Source organism: Aquirufa beregesia, assembly GCF_011090385.1.
GTDB classification, from domain to species: Bacteria; Bacteroidota; Bacteroidia; order Cytophagales; family Spirosomataceae; genus Aquirufa; species Aquirufa beregesia.
In genome coordinates this window covers 133,471-153,667 of the sequence record NZ_SEWW01000005.1, presented here as the reverse complement: position 1 = coordinate 153,667, position 20,197 = coordinate 133,471, and the positions used below count along the sequence as shown (strand labels likewise).

Genomic DNA, 20,197 nt, shown 5'->3' with positions numbered 1-20,197 from the left:
AAAAAATAGTTCAAACTATTTGAGTATCAATCAATAAAAACAACTAATTACTTGAAATTCTGAAGCTACATTCCCACCCGTAACTATTTCTCCATCGCATACCAACCAGGCATGAGCAGTAAGACTCCCACTTTGCTCTTTTCTAACACCAAAATACAAATAGGTAGTTTGGCCTCTCCGTTCCAACATCCATTTGGCCGTCAGGGCTTGCTCAAAACACTTAGTCCTCCAAAAAGCGTATCGGGATGCTCGTTCAATCGCCTGGTTAATGGGAATGTATGTGGTAAGTAGTTTATTGGACTCTTCCCAATTCTGAGAAGAAATGGGTTTTCCAATCAGTTTCATTAAGTATTCAAATGAAAGAACGAGAATACTCATTCTAGCTAAAGCTATATATATCCAAGCTTCTATAAATAGTCCAATCTCCTTCCATTTATACGGGATACTCATGCTGAATGATGGTTTCAATATGGGATAATAATTCTTCAGGGTTGCACACTGGGGGTCTATGAACAACTACCAATTTGGCATTTTTTAAAATAGATACCAACATAGCATAGTTTAATGCTCTCAATGCATTGCTGTGTAATAAATTAGGCCTATATGATTGAGCCATAAATTCTTTAAACGCTTCTCCTCCCTGCAATTCCTTGTATTCAATGTGATTAACTTCTTTGATTTTCAAAACTAAAATTAATTTGATGTAGTAAGGATTTACATCAAAATGCTCATGAAAAAAGAATCCGAATTTTTCGTAGCCTGGTTTGACTACGAAATCTCGACTTTCAAATAATTCACTTTGTAATTTTTGAATGGCATCGTCCCATAATTTGATCAGAGGATAAGAAGCTAAGGCAGCGACTTCCTGATCTTCATCTTGCTTTAAAACTAGCACATCATCACTAAATATGGAGTAGCCTGATTTAAGTAATCCCGAAACAGTCGTTGATTTCCCCGCTCCCGATTCTCCTGAAATGACCACTAGTCCATCCTTCCATTTAATAGAAGAGGCATGCAGCGGAATACTGTTTCTCTGATGTAAAATAGCGGCCATGACGGTAGCCAACAAATAAATCCTGATCGTGCGTTTATCAGCCTCTGAGTTATATTCTACAATAAGCTCTCTCCCATCAAAAGCATAGTACTTGGCCACGTTTTCTACTTCCAAATAATATTCTCGATCATTGATGCATTCATGAGGCTCCTCTATCAAGGGGCTAAACTTTAGTTTGGAAGGGACTTTTCCGATTGAAATAATCAAATCAGGGTATTCGAAATGACAATCTACAAATTCAGGAAACTCTAAATCAGATTGTATCAATAAGCCAAATGATGAATATTGGTAAGACATATATTATATACTTATTCCTAATGGTAACCAATGCATCTTTGATTTCCTTGAAACTATCCATTTTCAATTGTACCCAAGCCTGCAATAAAAAACAAAGAAAAAGATAATTCCATTAAAATTACGCGTAATATCGTTTCAAAAAGTCCTAAAACAGGTTAATTCCCTAAAGAAAATATACGATTGGTCAGATATGGTAAAATGCTTGATGTATGATTTTCAATCCACTATTCAACTTTCATCAATACCATTGATTTGGCCCTTATATCTATATTCTTGCTTGGATTGTCCATCATAATCTCTGCTGAAATTGCCTGAGGACTTGAAAAAAGTGTACCGTCCTGAAAAAAGTAGACTTTATAAACTGAATACTTATGCTTAAAATTAAGAGGATTTATCGTTACAGTGAGAGTTTCAGACAACAAGTTTTAGACGAACTTTCGCTAGGGATTTATACAGCCAATGGATCACATTTACAGTGTTTATTAATAAACCCTAATTCAACCTATTTTAGGACAAGACAATCTTTTTTTAACCATACATTTTAAGGAATTTCACTCATCAAGGCATTTCTTTTTTTAAAAAAAAGAAACAAAAAACTTCTTTTTTTTGTCGTCCAGCAAAGACGAATTTCGCCTTGCGAAACCGTGATTCACTCTGCTATCGCCTATATTTTTGACGCCGAAGTACATCGCCTATGCTGAGGTCAAAACCTCGTCTATCGCTGCGTTCATCACCTTTCGCTGTAGCTAGACGAGAATTGTAAATTATAAATGGATGTGGTATTCTACATTCTAAACAATAATACCTAATAGCTCAAAAGGTTAATCCCAACGAAAGATTGGATCAAAGCTTGAGCGAAGCGGCAGGCGGATATTTGACCTTGCGCATAGGCCATGTGCGTAAACGTCAAAGATTAAAGCCGTAAGCGGAGAGACAATCGGTTCTGCAAAGCAGAATTCGTCTTAGGATTAACCTTACTTCTACGTTTTTTTTGTTTCTTTTTTTATCAAAAAAAAGAAATACCAAGGAGGTTTTGATGCAGCTTAATTACAATATTTATTAATAAACCACAATTCAACCTATTTCAGGACAAGACAAAGTTTTTAAATTTATACCTTTATTTTAGTGTAATATCCTTGTATCTGTATTTTAAGCCTACCTCAATGGTAATATATCATGGAGATAAGCTTAAAATAATACCATTTTATTTCTATTATGCAATCACCTATTTATCTTACTCTAGAAAGTGTTATTTCTAGAAATAGTTCCCACATCGTTAGCAATGTATTACATGATGAAATTGTTATCATGGATTTAAAAAATGGCAATTATCTTAATTTAAATAGGATTGGGAGTAGTATTTGGAATTTAATAGAAAAGCCTATCTCTGTCCATGATTTAATACAAATGTTACTTGCCAAATATCAGGTAGAAGCGCATGAGTGTCACACTCATGTATTTGAATTCTTAAACACCCTAGAGCAACATGACTTATTGGTAATCCAGCTTTAATCTCCACCCATTTATTCATAGGGTAAAACCTTTAGATAAAATATTTTTATCACGTTATTATTATTGATATGAGTCTATTATTGGGATTAATTTATTTGGATGAAAAAAATGTGGATGATTCATGCATGGAAAAAATGCTTGAACCATTGAGAAAATTTCCCAATGAAAACATAAAAATTACCCAAAATAAAGAAGCTGTTTTCGCTAAAGTGCTAACGTATGGGACAGTTGAAGACGTGTATGATATACTTCCCCTGTTTTTGAGTGAAAGCAACATGCTGTTTGTATCCATAGGCAGAATAGATAATAGAGACGAATTGATTCCCGATTTATCCTTGAGTAAGCAGGATGAAATGTCTGATTCATTTATCATGCTACAGGCATATTTAAAATATGGTGATCAGGTTCAATTCCATTTAAAAGGTGATTGGAGTTTAGTCGCTTACCATTACGACACAAAAAAACTGTTTATTACGCGTGATACCATGGGGTACACCTCCTTGTTCTATTACCAAACTGAGGAATATTTTGCATTCAGTTCTTCAATCAAGTCCATTCTCAACTTGCCTGGCCAAAGGATAGGATTAAATGAGGAATATTATATTTCTTATTTGACCATTTGGCGATTTGAAGAGAAAATAGATACAGGTGTAACTTTTCACCAAGACGTATATTACCTACCGAACGGCCATTCTTTATGTCTGACAAACCGCAATAAAACCATTCAAAAATATTGGCCTCTTACTCAAGTCAATGAAATCCATTATAAAAACCCGCAAAATTATATTGATGAGTTTTTAGAAATATTCCAAGTAGCCGTTCAACGACGACTACGCAGTTATAAACCAGTAGCCTCCATGCTAAGTGGAGGATTGGATAGTAGCAGCGTTAGTGTTATTGCAGCTGAATTATTAAAAAAACAAGGTCAAACATTATCAACATACAGCCATATTCCCTTTTATAAAGAATTTCTCTTAAACAATCCACTAGCTAGAATAAGGGAATTAGATGAATATTCGAATATAAAGGCCATTGTGGAACATTCGGGAAATATTAAGCCTAAATACCTAAGCTCCTCTGATTTTTCCCCTTTCAAAGGCATGGAAATGGGACTCGAAATTTTAGATGGACCTGTTCATGGTGCTAGCAATTTATATTGGATAATTGACCTCTTTACATCATGTGCACAAGATGGATTTGGTACCGTATTAACTGGAGAAGGTGGCAACGGATCCATATCTTATACAGGAGTAGATTATTTATTACCTCATTCTATGGAAAGGTTGGTGAATCAGCCATTTCAATATGTTAAAAGTCAAGTAATTAAACCCATAGTATTCAATTACTTTAAACGATTTTGGTTTAGGAAAAATCCTGAATTGTTTAAATACATTCAAAGTATGTATTTGAATCAATCTGTATTGGATTCATTTGATATGATTCAAGATATAGAAAAGAATCAGTTCAACTTCCAAATAATTCACTCCACTGCCTACGAGGCCAAGATTAGATTAAATCAACTATACACTCCACGCAGTTTATCAGGTGCAGCTTGGGGTCAATATTTCGGAATTGAATTAAGAGACCCTACTTGCGATATTGATGTAATGAATTACTTCTTTAAAATACCCAATGATGTATTTGTGGATTCTCATTACCAATTTAGGATGCTCATTAAAAAAATGATGCGGAATAAACTCCCTGAGCAAGTCTTATTTGCCAACAAAAAAGGTTTACAAAGTTCAGACTTAACTCCTAGGATTTTACACCATGAAAAAGACATGTTTCCTATCATGGACTCTATTAAAAATAATGCCCTGGCCAATCAATATTTCAACACAAAACAATTGATGGAAGATTTACCCATATTTCATGCCAAACTGGAAAAAGGATCAGCATTCGAAAAGCAACAAAAAATCTTAAAAACGATGCAATTTGCCCACTTTTTGAAAAAATTTGACTAGGTAGTGAAATAAGAAACCTTTCTCCGATTTAGTCCAAGTTGGGCTATTTATACATACTGAATAATTGATCTGCAAAACTTATCATAATGATTCCAATAATTGACATCGAAAAAGAATTTGATGCAGAAATGGCCTTACTTATTTTGAGTATCAGAAGCCATTTTAAGACTTCGGAATTGGATGAAATTTCAACTTTCATTCAAACTCACAACATCGATTGGGCTACTTTCAGAACTTATTCCGAATACCATAAAGTACAGCCCATCGTTTACCAGACCATCCTATTAAGTGGTGAAAAATTTACTGATTTAGAAAAAATAAAAAATAAGCTTCAACAAAACACATTAAGGAATTGGCAATTAGCCCAAGAGACAGAAAGGGTCATTCAGCTATTTCAAAAGGCTAACATTCAAGCCATACCCTATAAAGGAACAGCCTATTCTCAACAGTTCTATGGAAATTTAGTTTCCCGGTTTTCCTCTGACATTGACCTTTTGATTGATTGGGAAAATTTGAGACCCTGCATTGCTATTCTCAAAAAAGAAGGCTATACACCTGAAAATGAAATGGAATTATTACATGGCTGGGATGCTAATTTAAAGAATGAGGAAAATGAATACAATATGAATCTTTGTCAAAATGATCTAAGACGTTTTCATGTAGAACTACATTGGAGTATTGGAAATTCAGAAATAGACTTTTCAGATGAGGCAACGTCTCTTCTTTATACTAAACCTGAAAAACAAATCTTGATACATGATAAAATTCTCAGCTTGTCGGATGATTCTCATTTTCTAGCTATGTTGTTTCACCATGCAGGCAAGGATGTTTTTAGTTTTCTGAGGAACTTGATTGACCTTGCTCAGGCAGCACAAAAAATGGATGAAAACCAATGGGCTAAAATTCATGCGGATATCGAAAAAGTGGGTCTTTTACATTCCTATGAAATGGCAAGTAAGCTAATTAAACAAATTATTGGCGTACAAATTCCTAAACTTATACATGTAAATAACTCAACTAAAACCCATGCCTATTTTTTGCAAACTCTACTTACTCCAGACAAGTGGCTTAGTAAAAAGTCCAAACTAGCCAATATTTATAATTTCATGTATAAGCGAATCTTATTATTGGATTCAAAATTCAGGGCTTTGAGACTTATATTACGACATGTGAATCTGCTGATTAAACCAAGCATAAAGGATTACTTGTTTTTACCACTTCCAAAACGTTTTCACTTTATCTATTTTGTGATTAAACCAGTTCGGATGTTTAAAGAATTATTTGCAAAAAACAACTAGCTATATAATCCTATTTAAAAGGGAGACAAACAATTTTCCATTTCCTCCCCCATCTCTTGGTAGCTGTTTTAGCGGAGTGCGCATTACTTCATAGGCGAAGAATGCATCATGAAATGGATGTCAGCACAGCAAAAAGGAAAATAATTTGCTCTAATAAATTCCTAATTAAGCCTCTTATGCATGACATGAGAGGCTTGATTTTTTAAAATCAATTCTTGAATTATGGATAGCACCTGAGTCATAAATACTTCTAAGCAAAATGAGTGGATTATAGATAAGTCTGCTTAGATAATTAGTTATAAATCTAACTCATCAATTATATCCGATGGGTTAAAATTTCCCAATCCATACATAATTTTAATGATAAATGTCAATTTTACCCTGAATTGCTTAAATAAATTGTAAAAAAATTAAGCTAAAATAAATGTGTATTTTAAATTAATGACTTGTAATTATTACATTTACCACGTGTTCAAATTTAATATTTGTGTTCTAAACCAAAATATGTAACTTACTAACACTAAAAATCGAATAATGAAATCGAAAATTGCAATCGTTCTTTTGGCAGCAATGACCTTTTCCTGCCAGATGCAATTGGACGAATTAGCCCTATCCCCCAACGGTAACAATGGCAATTCATCTGCTCTAGGTTTAGTACAAAATAATTCAGGAAAAAATATCGCTAACGAGGTATTAATCAAATTTAAAAGCGGGACTTCAGCATCTGGAAAATTAACTGCCTTAAAGGCTATTTCAGGAACCATACAAGAACAAATCATCACCCAAGAAATGAAAGATGAAGGCGATGAAGGATTCTACTTAGTAAAAACCAATATCAATGCCATTGAAGCCATTAATCGGGCTGCAGCTAATTCCGTGATTGAAATTGCCGAGCCAAATCAGCTATATACACACCAACAAACTAGCACCACTCCTGATGACTTTTATTACAGTTCTGGTCAATTATGGGGTTTAAATGGCACTTATGGAACTAATGCACAAGTAGCTTGGGCAAATAGCAATACGGGTAGCTCAACTGTATATGTTGGACTCATTGATGAAGGAGTGATGTATAATCACCCAGATTTAGTAGATAATATCTGGACTAACACGAATGAAATTGCCGATGGGGTAGATAATGACAGAAACGGATTGATCGATGATATCCGCGGTTGGGATTTTGCTAATAATGATAATTCGGTATACGATGGAACTCCTAGCGACAAAATAGATGCCCACGGTACACATGTTTCAGGAACCATTGGTGGAATGGGAAACAATTCCATTGGGGTTGTTGGTATGAACTGGAAGGTGAAAATTATCCCTGCCAAATTTATGGGGCCTACTGGAGGTTCTACAACCAATGCCATCAAGGCCTTAGATTATTTGACAAATTTGAAAAAAAGCAAAAATATCAATGTTGTAGCTAGTAATAATTCTTGGGGTGGTGGTATCTATTCTAGATTATTATTAAGTGCCATTCAACGCGCAGAAAGAGCTGGGATTTTATTTATCGTTGCTGCTGGAAATACTGGAACTAATATTGATACCACTCCATCTTATCCAGCTAGTTATACCAATGCCAACGTGATTGCCGTTTCAGCCATTGATGTTGACGGTTTAATGCCCATATGGTCTAATTATGGACTACAATCCGTTACATTGGGTGCTCCTGGAGCCAATATTATTTCCACTGTTCCAGGGCCTAACGGCGTAGGATATGCTGCTTATAGTGGCACATCCATGGCTACTCCACATGTAACGGCTGCGGTAGCCCTTTATGCGGCTAAAAATTATCCCCTAAGCACCAATAAAGCAGCTTCCCAAGTCATCAAAAATGCGATTATCAATAATACAATTGCCACACCGTCTTTGAATGGTAAAACTTCAACGGGTGGTCGATTACATGTGGGAGTGGTAGGATTCTACTAGTTTATCCCATTTATATCATTTTCCGTGTTTTATAGGCCTCTCTTCCCTAGGAGAGGCTTTTTTCTTTCTACTGAATCTGATACAGCAAAATATTCAACGGAAAAGTGACCATCGGTTTGGTAAGTAAAAATACCATGTTTAAATTAACTGATAACTTCCATTTGAGGAATGCCGTAGTTGAACGAATATTTCCTTATAAACACACTAAAAAATACATGAAAAAATTACAACTGACTTATGTCTTAGCAGTTATGTTGATGAGTCAAATGCCATCCACATTCGCCCAAGGCAATAAAAAAGTAGAACCGCCCAAAACTCCTGTGGCTGCAGCTCCTAGTGCCGAAGCACCTAAAGCCGATGCCAAAAAAGGACCTAAACCTTATAATAAAGTGGTGGATAGCACCGCTGTCACTCAAAAAGGGTTAATCGATGTCCATAAAATGGATCAGAAATTTTTATTTGAAATACCAGCAGCGCTCATTGACCAGGAAATCATGACCATCACCCGCTTTTCCAAAACTCCCGCCGGTGGAGGAATTTTTGGTGGAGAAGAAGTAAATCGACAAGTGATTCAATTTGAGAAAGGCAATAATAATAACCTCTTGCTTCGTTCCATCAGCTATGTCATCATGTCGCCCGATGAAGGAAAACCATTGGCCCAAGCAGTTAAAAACTCCTCCACTAATCCGATTGTTGGAATTTATGACATTCTAGCCATTAAAAAAGATTCAACAGGTAAAAAAGAGCTATCCTATGTCATCGACATGACCAGTACCTTTGATTCCGATATTCAAACGTTTTCTTTAGATCCTGTCAGAAAACAAACTCTCAGTATTCAGGCATTTCAAAAGGATAAATCATTTATCCAAAAAATCAGCAGCTTTCCTATCAACACAGAAATTAGAACGGTAAAAACCTATTCTACGGTACCCGCCTTGATTTCGTTGAGCCCAGTTCCTAGAATTGGAACCAATTTACCTGCTGGTTTAGATGCGGGTTTATTGACATTGGAATTAAATACTTCCATGATTGCCTTACCGAAAAAACCGATGCGTAAAAGAAGCTTCGATGCGCGTGTAGGCTTTTTCGCCAATCAATATGGCGTATTTGAAGAGGAATCTCAAAAAGCAGACACTGAGGTTTTTGCTGTCAGATGGCGCTTAGAACCTAAGTCGAAAGAAGATGCTGAAAAACAGAAAAAAGGTCAACTGATTGAACCTGCAAAACCTATTGTATACTACATTGACCCTGCCACTCCAGATAAATGGAAAAAATACATCAAAGCGGGTATAGATGATTGGCAAGCGGCTTTCGAACATGCTGGATGGAAAAACGCTATTCGTGGAGAATATTGGCCAGAAAATGACCCTAGCATGAGTCTAGAAGATGCCCGCTTCTCCGTAGTTCGCTATTTCGCTGCCGATATTCAAAATGCCTACGGTCCCAATGTACATGACCCTAGAACGGGCGAAATCCTAGAAAGTCATATTGGCTGGTACCATAATATCATGTCGCTGTTAAGAAATTGGTATATGGTTCAAACGGGAGCCGTAGATCCCAAAGCACGAAAAAAACAATTTGATGATGCTTTAATGGGTGAATTAATCCGTTTTGTATCCTCTCATGAAGTGGGTCACACCTTAGGTTTACGTCACAACATGGGAGCTAGTTCTGCTACCCCAGTGGAAAAACTGAGAGATAAAGAGTTTCAAGAGAAAAATGGACATACAGCTTCCATCATGGATTATGCCCGTTTCAATTATGTGGCTCAGCCAGAAGATGGTGTAACTCATTTATTTCCTAAAATTGGAGATTATGATAAATGGGCCATCAAATGGGGCTATTCCTATTTTGATGATGCCAAAAGTGAAAAAGAGGAGAAGTCCATCTTACATGAATTAACCAAGGAGGCTTACAAGAACCGTAGACTGTGGTTCGGAACTGAAATTAGTCCTTATGACCCGCGTTACCAAACAGAGGACATCGGTGATAATGCGATGATTGCTTCGACTTATGGTATTAAAAACTTGCAAAGAATTCTTCCCAATTTAATTGATTGGACTAAAGAAAACGGAGAAAGCTATTCAGAATTAGACGAGTTATACACCAATGTTGCGGGACAATTCAGAAGGTATTTAGGCCATGTAACCAAGAATGTAGGAGGTATTTATGACAATCCTAAAACCTATGACATGACAGGTAATCAATTTGAAATAGTTCCTAAAAACCTTCAAAAAGATGCTGTTACTTTCTTAAATAAGCAGTTATTTACTACTCCTACCTGGTTATTAGATCAAAATATTTTAGCCAAAATCAATCCAGAAAATGGGGTAGAATCCATTAAATCCATGCAAGATGCTACATTGAGCAATCTATTAGTTGGCGACCGTATGGTACGTTTGATGGAAGGCTCATCCATCAATAAAAACAATTACTCGGTAGATGAATTAATGACTGATTTACGATTGGGCATTTTCTCGGAATTAAAAAGCCAAGCATCGATTGATATTTTCAGAAGAAATCTTCAAAAACTATACATTGATAAAGTGGCTGCCTTGTTGAGTCCAGGTACTACGCAAGTAAGATCCATACCAGTGGGTGTCACTTATGGCTTTAAAACAAGAGTGGTTAATCTAAATCAAACAGATTTACCATCCATAGCTAGAGGCCAATTGCTAAGCTTAAAGGACAGCTTAAAAACGGCCTCCACGGGAACAGCTGACCGATTAAGTAAATTACATGTATTGGATTTAATCGCTCGTATCGATAAAGCTTTAGATCCGAAGAAATAAGTCACTTTTGTTAAATAAAAAAAGCCTCCTAACATATTTTGGGAGGCTTTTTAAATGAATTGACAATCTATTTGGGTAAATTTTGGATTAAATTAGACGTAGAGCTAATCATCGAATCTGATCCTAAAGCGGCATTGCGCTTATCTTCCAAGGCCATTAATCGACGAATACGGATATTTTGTTGGTAGTCGACCACCTTCTCATAATCATTTTCATGATGATTACTTTTAATGATTAACACCAAGGATTCAATCAAGAGGAAAAAGAAAAACCAAATCAAATAAAAGATTAAGGCCGTGGGATAAGGATCAAACTCCAATAGGTAATTGATCAGGGCATTTAACTCATCCAAAAAACCTGGCTTACGATTCAAAATTTCTTTGGCTTTGTTCTTGACTTCCACCGCATACTCCTGCCCTTTTTGAATTTTTTCATTTTCCAATACACTAATTTTGGAAGCTATAGATGCCTGAAAGGCGCGCAAATTAGCTATCTCAGGATTGGGGATTCGATTACTTTGTTGCTCACTGATAACATTCCCTGCGGAATCGTATTTCTTTCCTCCTCCCCCTCCTGCTAGCGTAGCTGGCAATTTCAATACCTGGGTTTGCAATTTTTGGTAGTTGATTTTCTCTACCATAATAGTGCTATCCAATTGGGCAATGGCCGTTTGGTACACATTTTTAGCAATGTTACTTTCTTTTAATGCCTTTGCCTCCACGGATTGCTGGGCTATTTTCTGGATGTCATTGGCAAATAAATACTGGTCAATGATACTGGCTCCAATGACCGCCACAATGATGCCCAATAAGACACGAAAGAACTTAGCCCAGCTATTCAATTTGGCAGAAAGAATGATCTGACGTTCAATCTGAACAATCAAGACAGCCATAAAAGCTGAGCCTAACAAAGACAGCCAAGGTCCAAAATTGAGATACTTATTGGAAAAAATGTAGCCAATGATGGACCAAATGAGCGTAATAATCACTAAGGCAGAGGTGATTTTCTTTTGATCTCGTTTACTGGCCTCGGAACATTCAGACAAAATCTGGTAATTATGACCCGAAAGGAAGCAACCAAAACGAAGCCAAAGGTCTTTAGGGATGAAGGTCTTTTCCATTATTCTATATATTACGATGAATGATATTAGCCATGGAAAGTGCCGCCAAACCCTTATTAAAACCACGCTTATAGGCTAAAACAATGCGGGTGGATGTCCCTGTGTCTTGGCTAACATCCAGTTTTATTTCATCCATAGTCTTTAATCGATCCAAGCATATATCACGTCGTGATTCTAACTCCTCTACTAAATCGTGGAGATCAGCCTTACGACGGGAATTGATGTGAAAATCTATTTCTTTCAGATATTCCTTAATGGCAATTTCCGCTTCATGAATATCCGCTTGTAAATCCAATTTGATGATGGAAATATTATCGTCGCGATACTTATTATCCGCCGTGGTCAAGGCATCTTGATAGCCCTCCATTTCATAATCATGCCGAATTCGATCAAAAATCCGTTGCCAAGTAGATTCTGACCTCCCATCAAAATGCGGCTTCCGAACGTCTAGACTAGGATTTAAACGCTGGTCAATCCGATTTACCTCTTCCTGTAAGGATACATCAGGAATAGCTCTTTCCTCTGGCTTATCCCTTCCAAAAAAATAATTCCAAATTCCCATATTGGTATGTTCTATTAAAATGTTAGGTTGATTTTCTTAAACGATTTAAAAAATATTGTGGTCTATTCAGATGGATTGGATTAGTGGAAAAAGAACAATACTGACAAGTAAGTCATAAAATTTTCGAATAAATAAAAATTAGTACAAACGGCACATTCCCAGTCTAAAGCTTGATTTTACAGGATAATGGTAGCCGAATTAAACCTTGGGATCATTTCCCCATGTCAATCAGGTGAATACCTAACGAATGGATGACCAAGAGAATTGTTAAGCATGGAATATTTATCTATCCCTGCCTTTTAGAAAAAAAGAACCCAGGTGGTATACCCGAACTGATAGCTACTTAGGTGCTGCAAAACCACTATTGGCTAATTGTTGAAACAAGTCTTGTACTTGGGAAATGCCTTTGGCATCATTGATATCAAAGTAACGGTACACCTCAAAATCCGTTTTGTGAATGCCATTTTCTTGAATAGCTCCCTGTGATTTATAGGCTGATATGACCCAATCAGCCACAATTTTATAACTCACTTTATCATTTTCCTTGAATCTAAAAGCACGATTTAACGTAAAAGAAGGCGCATTAACTTTAATCTTCGTCTCTGGAAAACCTTCTAGCATGCTAAAGTCGACCGGTTTAGCATTGGCCGACAAAGGACTACCTGCTATAATGATTGGTTTATGAGGACCTTTGAATCGCTGAACAGCTCTAAGTGCTAGTAATACAGCCGTTTTATGATGTCCATGCTGACCTGCATGCGGCAACATGGTGATAACAAAATCATATTGACGCTCGGCTAGAATCAAATCCAATCGTTTTTCAACAAAAGGAATATCCCAGTTTTTGCCTGAAATATAGGGCTTGGGGTCAAGGGTATACCAATCATCTGGCTGCTCCATGAAATAGATATTTCGCAATCCCATGATTTTCGCAGCATCTAAAATCTCTTGCTTTCTTATTAAGGGTAAATGTGTTCGAGCGACCAAGGAATCTGTTAAGTTCAGGCCATAGTACATCGCTCCCAATTGAGAGTCAGCAAAGCCTCCGCCCCCGTCAGTCATCACAGCCATATCCACTATTCCCTTTAATTCATGTGTGATTTTAAATAAACTCACCGAGAAACCCGTTTCATCATCTGGATGTGCGGTTACTACAAGAACCTTAGGACTCTGAGCTGAGGCATAAAAAGTAAAACCAATCAATAAAAGAAAGAATAGCCAGGAGACGGGTTTCATCAATGAAATAGGTCTTACGTATGGTAAAATTAAATGAAGGGGTAATTTTTCGATAAATTAGGTAAATTTATTCGAATGATTAGCAATTTTAACGAAGCAATTTTAGACCTTCCAAATTCCATGAAACCCATATTAACGATTTCCTACTGCCCTAAATGCCATTGGCTACTTCGTGCCGCTTATGTGGCCCAAGAAATGTTAAGTACTTTCGAAGCAGAACTAGATGCTGTGACCTTAAAACCCAGTGAAATCTCCGGTGAATTCGCGCTGTATGTGAATGATAAACTCCTATTTGACCGAAAAACGCATGGAGGATTTGCGGAAATCAAAGAATTAAAACAGATGTTACGAGATATCATTTGCCCAGAAAAGTCCTTGGGACATTCCGACCGATGATAGGATTAGTGATGGCGGGTGGCAAAAGCCTGCGTATGGGTTCAGACAAAGGTCTGTTACCAACAAAATCAGGAGAAATATGGGCTACATCAGCGTGGAATAAATTAAATTCATGCGGAATCAGGAGCTTTGTGGGTTTAAATTCAGTACAAGCATCCGGCTATTCTGCACATATAAGTCCTGAAAACATACTCCTAGATCTACCCGAAATAAATGCAGCTGGGCCCATCCAAGGAATTTTATCTGCCCATCTGTCCTATCCAAAGGAAGATATATTGGTGTTGGCCTGCGATATGCCCGACATGGAAATTTCCTGTTTGAAAGAGTTGATGGAATTTCAGAAAATCAATCCTGAATCTTTGGCATGGGTATACCAAAATGGAGTACAAATAGAACCGATGTGCGCCATTTATTCTGCGCAAGGTTTAACTAAAATACTCGAATTAGTAGAAAAAAACGAATTATCAAAAACAAGTCTAATTTCTGTTTTAACCAGACTACAGGCGGCCATAAAACCCGTTTCTGAAGAAAATGCGAAGTATTTCCTTAATTGCAATTCCCCAGAAGAAATCAGCTAATACTTACAAAAGTGAGTTTAGGCGCTTCACACATTTCGCAGACATAATCCTCTGGTAAATCTTCAAAAAGTGTCCCTGCAGGTACTTGCTGGGATTCATCCCCATATTTAGGATTATAAATGGTCAGGCAGGCGGGGCATTGACATAAACTTAGTTTAATCTCTTCCTGCACGATTATGGGTGCCACGGATGCATTCATTTTCGAGGAACGAAATTTATAAAAACTTAGAATAGCCCGACGTAATTGTTCTCCCAAAATAAATTTAGGGAGCCCAGATCCATACAAGGAACCTGTTCGTTGATTGGGGTTAAAATCATTGGCACACAGAATATCATACACATGAAAAAGCCCCCATAAAACGGGTCTTCTTCTGACGACAATTCCTCCAAATACTTCTGATTTTTTTCTTGTTTTAATTCCTATACTTAATCCAAAGGATCGTGTATCCTCTTCATTCAAATGCCTAACCAAATATTGCTTTAAAGCTAATCCCTCAGGGCAGTGGTCTTCCACTTGAAAATTGAGTTCATTGGCCGCATGGCGCATGTTGATTTGATACTTTTCTAGCAACAGGTTCCATGCTCCTTTATCTGCTTCTTCTATACCTTTAATAATCAAAGACTTCCAAGGAGTGGAACCCATTTGACCAACTTTAGTAGCCAAACAAAGTTGGCATGCTTCCCGTAGAAAAGCTACCGTAAATTTTTCTTCCCTTCGATATATTCCTAGCCAATAGCGATTATTATAGCGGTTTAAGCCTTCGTAATAAGGTAAATTGAAATCAGGTAATTTCGCTTGTTCTTGTGTTCTTCGCAAAATATATGGTTTCAAATTCATGCGAGACATTAACTCCACCCCACTAGCATTTTCTTGATCATAAAAAGTAGTAAGGTCACTTAAAATTAAACTTTCTAAGGATTTTGAAAAAGAAGCTACATCTTGTGTGTGCACCAATTCCGTCCAAGGATAGACCACATTGGTTTTGGGAAAACGAATGAATAAATGCCAAAAATGGGCTTCGTTGACAGAGGCAACCCAATTGATATTTCCTGTTAAAAGCGGTGTAAAACTTTGATTTGAATCCGAAATATTAATTTTCAACTGAGGAAAAAAATCTATTCCATCTAAAATGTCGCGATATACCCCTTCACTCAGCCAGGTTCCTTGTATGAAGATATCTTCTGCTGGATAGGAACTAACGATATTGGGATACATCTCTGAATTCACCTCATAGCGTATCCCTTTTCGTTCTAATCCAGCTTGTAAAGCGGGAATTAAATCTTCTTCTACTGAAATGATCAACTGTTGACGTAAACCAAAACTCACATAGCGAATGTACAAGCGGTCTAGCAAGTCCAGTATTTCCAGGAGATCTCCCGGAGAAATGATACCACCCAGAAAATTTATTTTTACATAATTCATACGATATTAAATTCACGCATGGCTATAGGGAAATTCTTATTCTCATGTCCAGGATTGGTCAATTTTAACAAGGCGTAACGCTGCAAATGACTCAATTGGGCCCATTGTTGTACCGAGATTTTCCAACCAAATTCCTTGGCTTTTTCTTGGAGCCTAGCAGGAACCACCAATCCATCCATCCAATCAAATATCAATCGACTGGGATCCAATTCACTCATATCCTCTTTGGTATACTGAAATACCAAGGCCCTTAATTTATCCTTATAGCTCATTTTATCCGATAAGCTTTCGGTAGGAGCGAGTGCTAAAGCTAATTTCTCTGCTGCCGAAAACTTTGCCCATTCATGTAGCTTCAATTTGATTTTCACTTGATCCAATTTAAAGCGAACCACCATGGGAATGCATCGCATATTGGCTTCTACAAAATCCTCTTCAAATTCAAAATATTCTAAACCCTTTTGACCTTTGAAGATCGATGGTTTACCCGATAACTCTTTCATGATTTTTCATTTTCAAGGTACGATCTAAAATCGATTTCACTTCTGGGCGGCAACTTCCACAGCCCATACCCGCACCACTCAACTGACATAATTGTAGGTGGTCCGTACAGCCGGCATCTATCTTTTTGACTAAATTCCCTTCTCCCACGCCATTACAGCTACAAATTAACTTGCCGATAATGGGTTCTGGGGCTTCCCCTGAGCGGAGCAGTTGCAACCGCTTCTCACTTAACTCAACCTTATTTTCAATCAAGTTTTTAAACTCCAGGAACTCACGCTTATCTCCAATCAATATGGCTCCCACCAATCGATCATTGTGGATGATACATTTTTTATAATATCGTTTGGCCTTATCAATAAACACCACTTCCTCATAAGCAGGGTTCTGAGGTACTTCAATGATACCCATGGAACAAAAATCCGTACCATGCATTTTTAAGATATTCATCAATAATGAGCCCGAATACTGCGCTGAAATATCCCCTGATAAATAGCGGGCAACAATTTCGGCTTGTTGCTCTGCCGCAGCCGTAATGCCAAACAAGGCACCATCACATTCGGCAATTTCTCCAATGGCATGTATCTGGTGGTCACTGGTTTGCAAATAAGCATCTACGCAAACTCCTCTTTGTGTTTTTAGCCCCGCTTCTTTGGCTAATTCGATATTGGGAATGGTACCGATGGCAATCACCATGGCTTGACAAGTCAAGGTCAACCCGCTTTTCAGACGGACACCTGCTAGGTTATCTTCTCCTAAAAAGCGTTCTATTTCATCATTATAATGTATACCAATACCGCGATCCACTAATTCCTCATGCAATAATTGACTTCCCAAAGGGTCTAATTGGCGGTCCATAAAGCGAGAATTTCGATGAATAATAGTCACCTTTACCTGCATTTCTTGCAAGGAAGCGGCCAATTCAATCCCCAATAAGCCTCCCCCCACGATTAACACAGGACCTTGATTAGGGTCAATATGGGCTAAAAACCGATCCGCATCCATACGACTTCTCATCGTAAAAACTCCTGCTAAAGAAGGTATATCCCGTAAAAGTGCGGGCCTACTTCCCGTAGCTAGAATCAATACATCATAGCTATGGCTTCGTCCCAAATTATCCACTACCCGCTTTTCTTCCCGATTCACGGAGGTAATCCAAACACCCCGATGTAAAGTAAATCGATGTTCCAATTCTTCTTCCTCCGACATCTTGACTAAGTTAACCCAAGGAAGAGTGCCATTGATATAATCAGGAAGTAAAACCCGATTATAAAATGGTAAGTTTTCTTTGCTGAATACGTCAATGCTGTCGTTGGTATTGTATTGTCGATACGACTTCACAAAGCCACATGCTCCGGCTCCGGCTCCTACCACGATGATCTTCTGCCGGGTCTTGCTATATGGCTTAACAGATACCGCTGAAAATTTAAAATCCGGTTCTTTGCTTTTGGGATCAACTAAATTATTAGTCAAATTATTGGCCCGGTTCAAGTCCCACTTGCCCATTTTGCCCCAATGCATGGGCATAAACACCACCCCTTTTTTAATGTCAGGGGATAGTTTGGCTTTGACGCGCACTACCCCTCTATTGTTTTTAATTTCCACCAGCGACTGATCTTGTATACCCAATTGGGTGGCATCATCTGGATGAATTTCTAGGTAGGATTCATGAATATGTTGTTTCAACTTATTCACTTTCCCCGTTTTAGACATGGTATGCCACTGATCTCGAATTCTTCCAGTAGTTAAAATAAAGGGGAATTCTTTCGTTAACTTTTCCGAGGTATTTTCATCTGAAACAGCATGTATTTGCGCTTTTTGGGAGGAGGTAAAAAATTGATAATCAGAAAATAAACGTGGCGTACCGTGGCCACTTTGACCTTGGGTATAGGGCCATTGCACCGTTCTTTTTTGTTTCAATAGTGCATGACTCAATCCACTCATGTCCACATTGGTCCCTTGGGTCAATCGCACATGTTCGGCATATATGTCGGCTAAATTTTTAAAATCAAAGCCTTTAAAGCCCATTTTTTGAGCGAAACGACAAATAATTTCAGCGTCTGGAATCGCTTCACCGGGGGCATTCAGCACCTTTGGCAAGTAACTGACTCTTCTTTCGGCATTGGTCATCGTGCCTTCTTTCTCTGCCCAAGAGGCCGCTGGCAATACCACGTCTGCGTAGGCTAATGTTTCCACTTTATGGGAAATATCTTGCACGACCACAAATTTGGCTTTTTTAAAGGCTTGTTCTACTCGACGAACATCGGGCATACTGATTAATGGATTGGTACAAATAATCCAGACAGCCTTTAGTTTTCCAGATTCTAAAGCCTCAAACATTTCGGTAGCACTAAGCCCAGGTTTGGGGGCTATTCGTCCACGGGGAACAGACCAAAAATCCTCTACTTCTGCCCTATGTTCGGGATTCAATAAATCTCGATGGGCAGGAAGTAAATTGGATAATCCTCCTACTTCTCTTCCTCCCATGGCATTGGGTTGACCCGTTAAGGATAAAGGACCAGCGCCTGGTCGACCGATTTGACCTGTGATTAAATTTAAATTAATCAATGAGAGGTTTTTACTTACTCCTACCGCACTTTGATTCAGTCCCATGGTCCACATGGTCATAAAACCCTTGGCATCTTTGATGTAAGATGCCGTTGTAATTATGTCGTTTAATGATACACCACAAAGTTCCGCAGCTTCTTCCAATGACCTTTGCATGACGGACTCTTGGTAATGAGCAAATCCTTCGGTATGATTCGATACAAAAGCCAAATCAATGGCTCCCATCTCGATGAGTGCCCGACCAATGGCATGATGCAAGATAATATCCGTGCCAGGATTAAGCTGCAAATGGACATCTGCGATGGAGCAAGTCTGGGTTTTACGTGGATCGCTAACGATAATCTTCAAATCAGGATTACGTTCTTTGGCCGCTTCTACCCTACGCCATAGGATGGGATGACACCATGCCGGATTGGCGCCAGCCACAAAAATCACATCGGCTACATCTAAATCCTCGTAAGAAACGGGCACGGAATCTTCTCCTAAAGCCATTTTATAGCCCACTACCGCTGAGCTCATGCAAAGCCTAGAATTAGTATCGATGTTGTTTGAGCCAATAAAACCTTTGATGAGCTTATTGATCACATAATATTCTTCCGTCAAACATTGACCTGAGGCATAAAAAGCTACTGAATCTGGCCCATATTTTTCGATCAATGAACTAAAGACGGCAGCCGTACGCTCTAAAGCTACATCCCAGCTGACACGTTGACGAGGTTGACTTTTACCAAAGCGGACTTCTGGATAAAGTAGCCTATCGGAAGTATCATTTACCGTATGGTGTAAATTCATCCCTTTACTACAGAGTTGTCCTTGGTTCACTGGATGACCTTGTTCCCCTTCGACCCAAATTCTGCCTAGGGGATCTTTCTGTATGGACACACCACAGCCTACCCCACAGTAACAGCAGGTACTCAAATGCTCCGAAAATCCAGCTTTTAAGTGCTTATCCATGAGGTAGGTGGTA

At 38.0% G+C, this 20,197-nt stretch carries 15 protein-coding genes; 7 read left to right on the top strand and 8 right to left on the bottom strand.

The genetic code is table 11. The annotated features are described in order from the left end of the window. Window positions 1-30: 30 nt before the first annotated feature. Both EWU23_RS09285 and EWU23_RS09280 read right to left on the bottom strand, forming a co-directional pair. A complete protein-coding gene (locus EWU23_RS09285) occupies window positions 31-450 on the bottom strand; it encodes a lasso peptide biosynthesis B2 protein (protein WP_166231331.1) in 420 nt (139 codons plus the stop codon). Then, on the bottom strand, window positions 434-1,351 hold the full coding sequence (locus EWU23_RS09280) for a hypothetical protein (RefSeq protein ID WP_166231328.1): 918 nt from the start codon (window positions 1,349-1,351) through the stop codon (window positions 434-436). Before EWU23_RS09280 ends, EWU23_RS09285 begins: the two co-directional genes overlap by 17 nt. A gap of 1,215 nt (window positions 1,352-2,566) precedes the next feature. Between EWU23_RS09280 and EWU23_RS09275 the strand changes: the two genes are divergently transcribed. The 5 genes from EWU23_RS09275 (at window position 2,567) to EWU23_RS09255 (ending at window position 10,849) form a co-directional block, all read left to right on the top strand. Next, window positions 2,567-2,863 (top strand): lasso peptide biosynthesis PqqD family chaperone, encoded by a 297-nt coding sequence (locus EWU23_RS09275; protein ID WP_166231325.1) that lies wholly within the window; start codon window positions 2,567-2,569, stop codon window positions 2,861-2,863. A 68-nt stretch (window positions 2,864-2,931) separates the two neighbouring features. Next, on the top strand, window positions 2,932-4,827 hold the full coding sequence (locus EWU23_RS09270) for an asparagine synthase-related protein (protein WP_166231322.1): 1,896 nt from the start codon (window positions 2,932-2,934) through the stop codon (window positions 4,825-4,827). Window positions 4,828-4,913: 86 nt separating this feature from the next. Next, window positions 4,914-6,125 carry a nucleotidyltransferase family protein gene (locus tag EWU23_RS09265; RefSeq protein WP_166231319.1) on the top strand — a complete coding sequence of 404 codons (1,212 nt, stop codon included), beginning with the start codon at window positions 4,914-4,916 and terminating at the stop codon, window positions 6,123-6,125. A 534-nt stretch (window positions 6,126-6,659) separates the two neighbouring features. Beyond that, window positions 6,660-8,057: a S8 family peptidase gene (locus EWU23_RS09260; protein WP_166231316.1), complete on the top strand. Its 1,398-nt coding sequence runs from the start codon at window positions 6,660-6,662 to the stop codon at window positions 8,055-8,057. A gap of 215 nt (window positions 8,058-8,272) precedes the next feature. Then, complete coding sequence (locus EWU23_RS09255) at window positions 8,273-10,849, top strand: zinc-dependent metalloprotease (protein ID WP_166231313.1); 2,577 nt, start codon at window positions 8,273-8,275, stop codon at window positions 10,847-10,849. Between the two features lie 67 nt (window positions 10,850-10,916). Here the strand turns inward: EWU23_RS09255 and EWU23_RS09250 are convergent, their stop codons facing one another. The 3 genes from EWU23_RS09250 to EWU23_RS09240 form a co-directional block, all read right to left on the bottom strand. Beyond that, entirely contained in the window at window positions 10,917-11,969 is a 1,053-nt protein-coding gene (locus EWU23_RS09250) for a DUF4407 domain-containing protein (protein WP_166231310.1), read from the bottom strand. A 4-nt stretch (window positions 11,970-11,973) separates the two neighbouring features. Beyond that, window positions 11,974-12,531: a hypothetical protein gene (locus tag EWU23_RS09245; RefSeq protein ID WP_166231307.1), complete on the bottom strand. Its 558-nt coding sequence runs from the start codon at window positions 12,529-12,531 to the stop codon at window positions 11,974-11,976. Between the two features lie 339 nt (window positions 12,532-12,870). After that, entirely contained in the window at window positions 12,871-13,767 is an 897-nt protein-coding gene (locus EWU23_RS09240; protein WP_166231304.1) for a PIG-L family deacetylase, read from the bottom strand. A 120-nt stretch (window positions 13,768-13,887) separates the two neighbouring features. Between EWU23_RS09240 and EWU23_RS09235 the strand changes: the two genes are divergently transcribed. After that, entirely contained in the window at window positions 13,888-14,163 is a 276-nt protein-coding gene (locus EWU23_RS09235) for a SelT/SelW/SelH family protein (protein WP_166231301.1), read from the top strand. Beyond that, complete coding sequence (locus EWU23_RS09230) at window positions 14,127-14,741, top strand: molybdenum cofactor guanylyltransferase (RefSeq protein ID WP_205753138.1); 615 nt, start codon at window positions 14,127-14,129, stop codon at window positions 14,739-14,741. The genes EWU23_RS09235 and EWU23_RS09230 overlap by 37 nt, the downstream gene beginning before the upstream one ends. On the opposite strand, the gene EWU23_RS09225 is transcribed toward EWU23_RS09230, so the two are convergent. From EWU23_RS09225 to EWU23_RS09215, 3 genes are read right to left on the bottom strand one after another with little or no spacing between them, the layout of a single operon-like run. Beyond that, the gene (locus tag EWU23_RS09225; protein ID WP_166231295.1) at window positions 14,734-16,164 is read right to left on the bottom strand and encodes a rubredoxin; all 1,431 of its coding nucleotides are present in this window, start codon (window positions 16,162-16,164) and stop codon (window positions 14,734-14,736) included. The genes EWU23_RS09230 and EWU23_RS09225 overlap by 8 nt on opposite strands. After that, the gene (locus EWU23_RS09220) at window positions 16,161-16,664 is read right to left on the bottom strand and encodes a nitrate reductase associated protein (RefSeq protein ID WP_166231292.1); all 504 of its coding nucleotides are present in this window, start codon (window positions 16,662-16,664) and stop codon (window positions 16,161-16,163) included. The genes EWU23_RS09225 and EWU23_RS09220 overlap by 4 nt, the downstream gene beginning before the upstream one ends. Beyond that, window positions 16,645-20,184: a nitrate reductase gene (locus tag EWU23_RS09215; protein ID WP_166231289.1), complete on the bottom strand. Its 3,540-nt coding sequence runs from the start codon at window positions 20,182-20,184 to the stop codon at window positions 16,645-16,647. Before EWU23_RS09215 ends, EWU23_RS09220 begins: the two co-directional genes overlap by 20 nt. Window positions 20,185-20,197: the final 13 nt, after the last annotated feature.

Excerpts from the sequence above, each read along its gene's own strand:
- EWU23_RS09285 (WP_166231331.1), bottom strand. The coding sequence starts at position 450 with ATGAGTATCCCGTATAAATGGAAGGAGATTGGACTATTTATAGAAGCT.
- EWU23_RS09280 (WP_166231328.1), bottom strand. The coding sequence starts at position 1,351 with ATGTCTTACCAATATTCATCATTTGGCTTATTGATACAATCTGATTTA.
- EWU23_RS09275 (WP_166231325.1), top strand. The coding sequence starts at position 2,567 with ATGCAATCACCTATTTATCTTACTCTAGAAAGTGTTATTTCTAGAAAT.
- EWU23_RS09270 (WP_166231322.1), top strand. The coding sequence starts at position 2,932 with ATGAGTCTATTATTGGGATTAATTTATTTGGATGAAAAAAATGTGGAT.
- EWU23_RS09265 (WP_166231319.1), top strand. The coding sequence starts at position 4,914 with ATGATTCCAATAATTGACATCGAAAAAGAATTTGATGCAGAAATGGCC.
- EWU23_RS09260 (WP_166231316.1), top strand. The coding sequence starts at position 6,660 with ATGAAATCGAAAATTGCAATCGTTCTTTTGGCAGCAATGACCTTTTCC.
- EWU23_RS09255 (WP_166231313.1), top strand. The coding sequence starts at position 8,273 with ATGAAAAAATTACAACTGACTTATGTCTTAGCAGTTATGTTGATGAGT.
- EWU23_RS09250 (WP_166231310.1), bottom strand. The coding sequence starts at position 11,969 with ATGGAAAAGACCTTCATCCCTAAAGACCTTTGGCTTCGTTTTGGTTGC.
- EWU23_RS09245 (WP_166231307.1), bottom strand. The coding sequence starts at position 12,531 with ATGGGAATTTGGAATTATTTTTTTGGAAGGGATAAGCCAGAGGAAAGA.
- EWU23_RS09240 (WP_166231304.1), bottom strand. The coding sequence starts at position 13,767 with ATGAAACCCGTCTCCTGGCTATTCTTTCTTTTATTGATTGGTTTTACT.
- EWU23_RS09235 (WP_166231301.1), top strand. The coding sequence starts at position 13,888 with ATGAAACCCATATTAACGATTTCCTACTGCCCTAAATGCCATTGGCTA.
- EWU23_RS09225 (WP_166231295.1), bottom strand. The coding sequence starts at position 16,164 with ATGAATTATGTAAAAATAAATTTTCTGGGTGGTATCATTTCTCCGGGA.
- EWU23_RS09220 (WP_166231292.1), bottom strand. The coding sequence starts at position 16,664 with ATGAAAGAGTTATCGGGTAAACCATCGATCTTCAAAGGTCAAAAGGGT.
- EWU23_RS09215 (WP_166231289.1), bottom strand. The coding sequence starts at position 20,184 with ATGGATAAGCACTTAAAAGCTGGATTTTCGGAGCATTTGAGTACCTGC.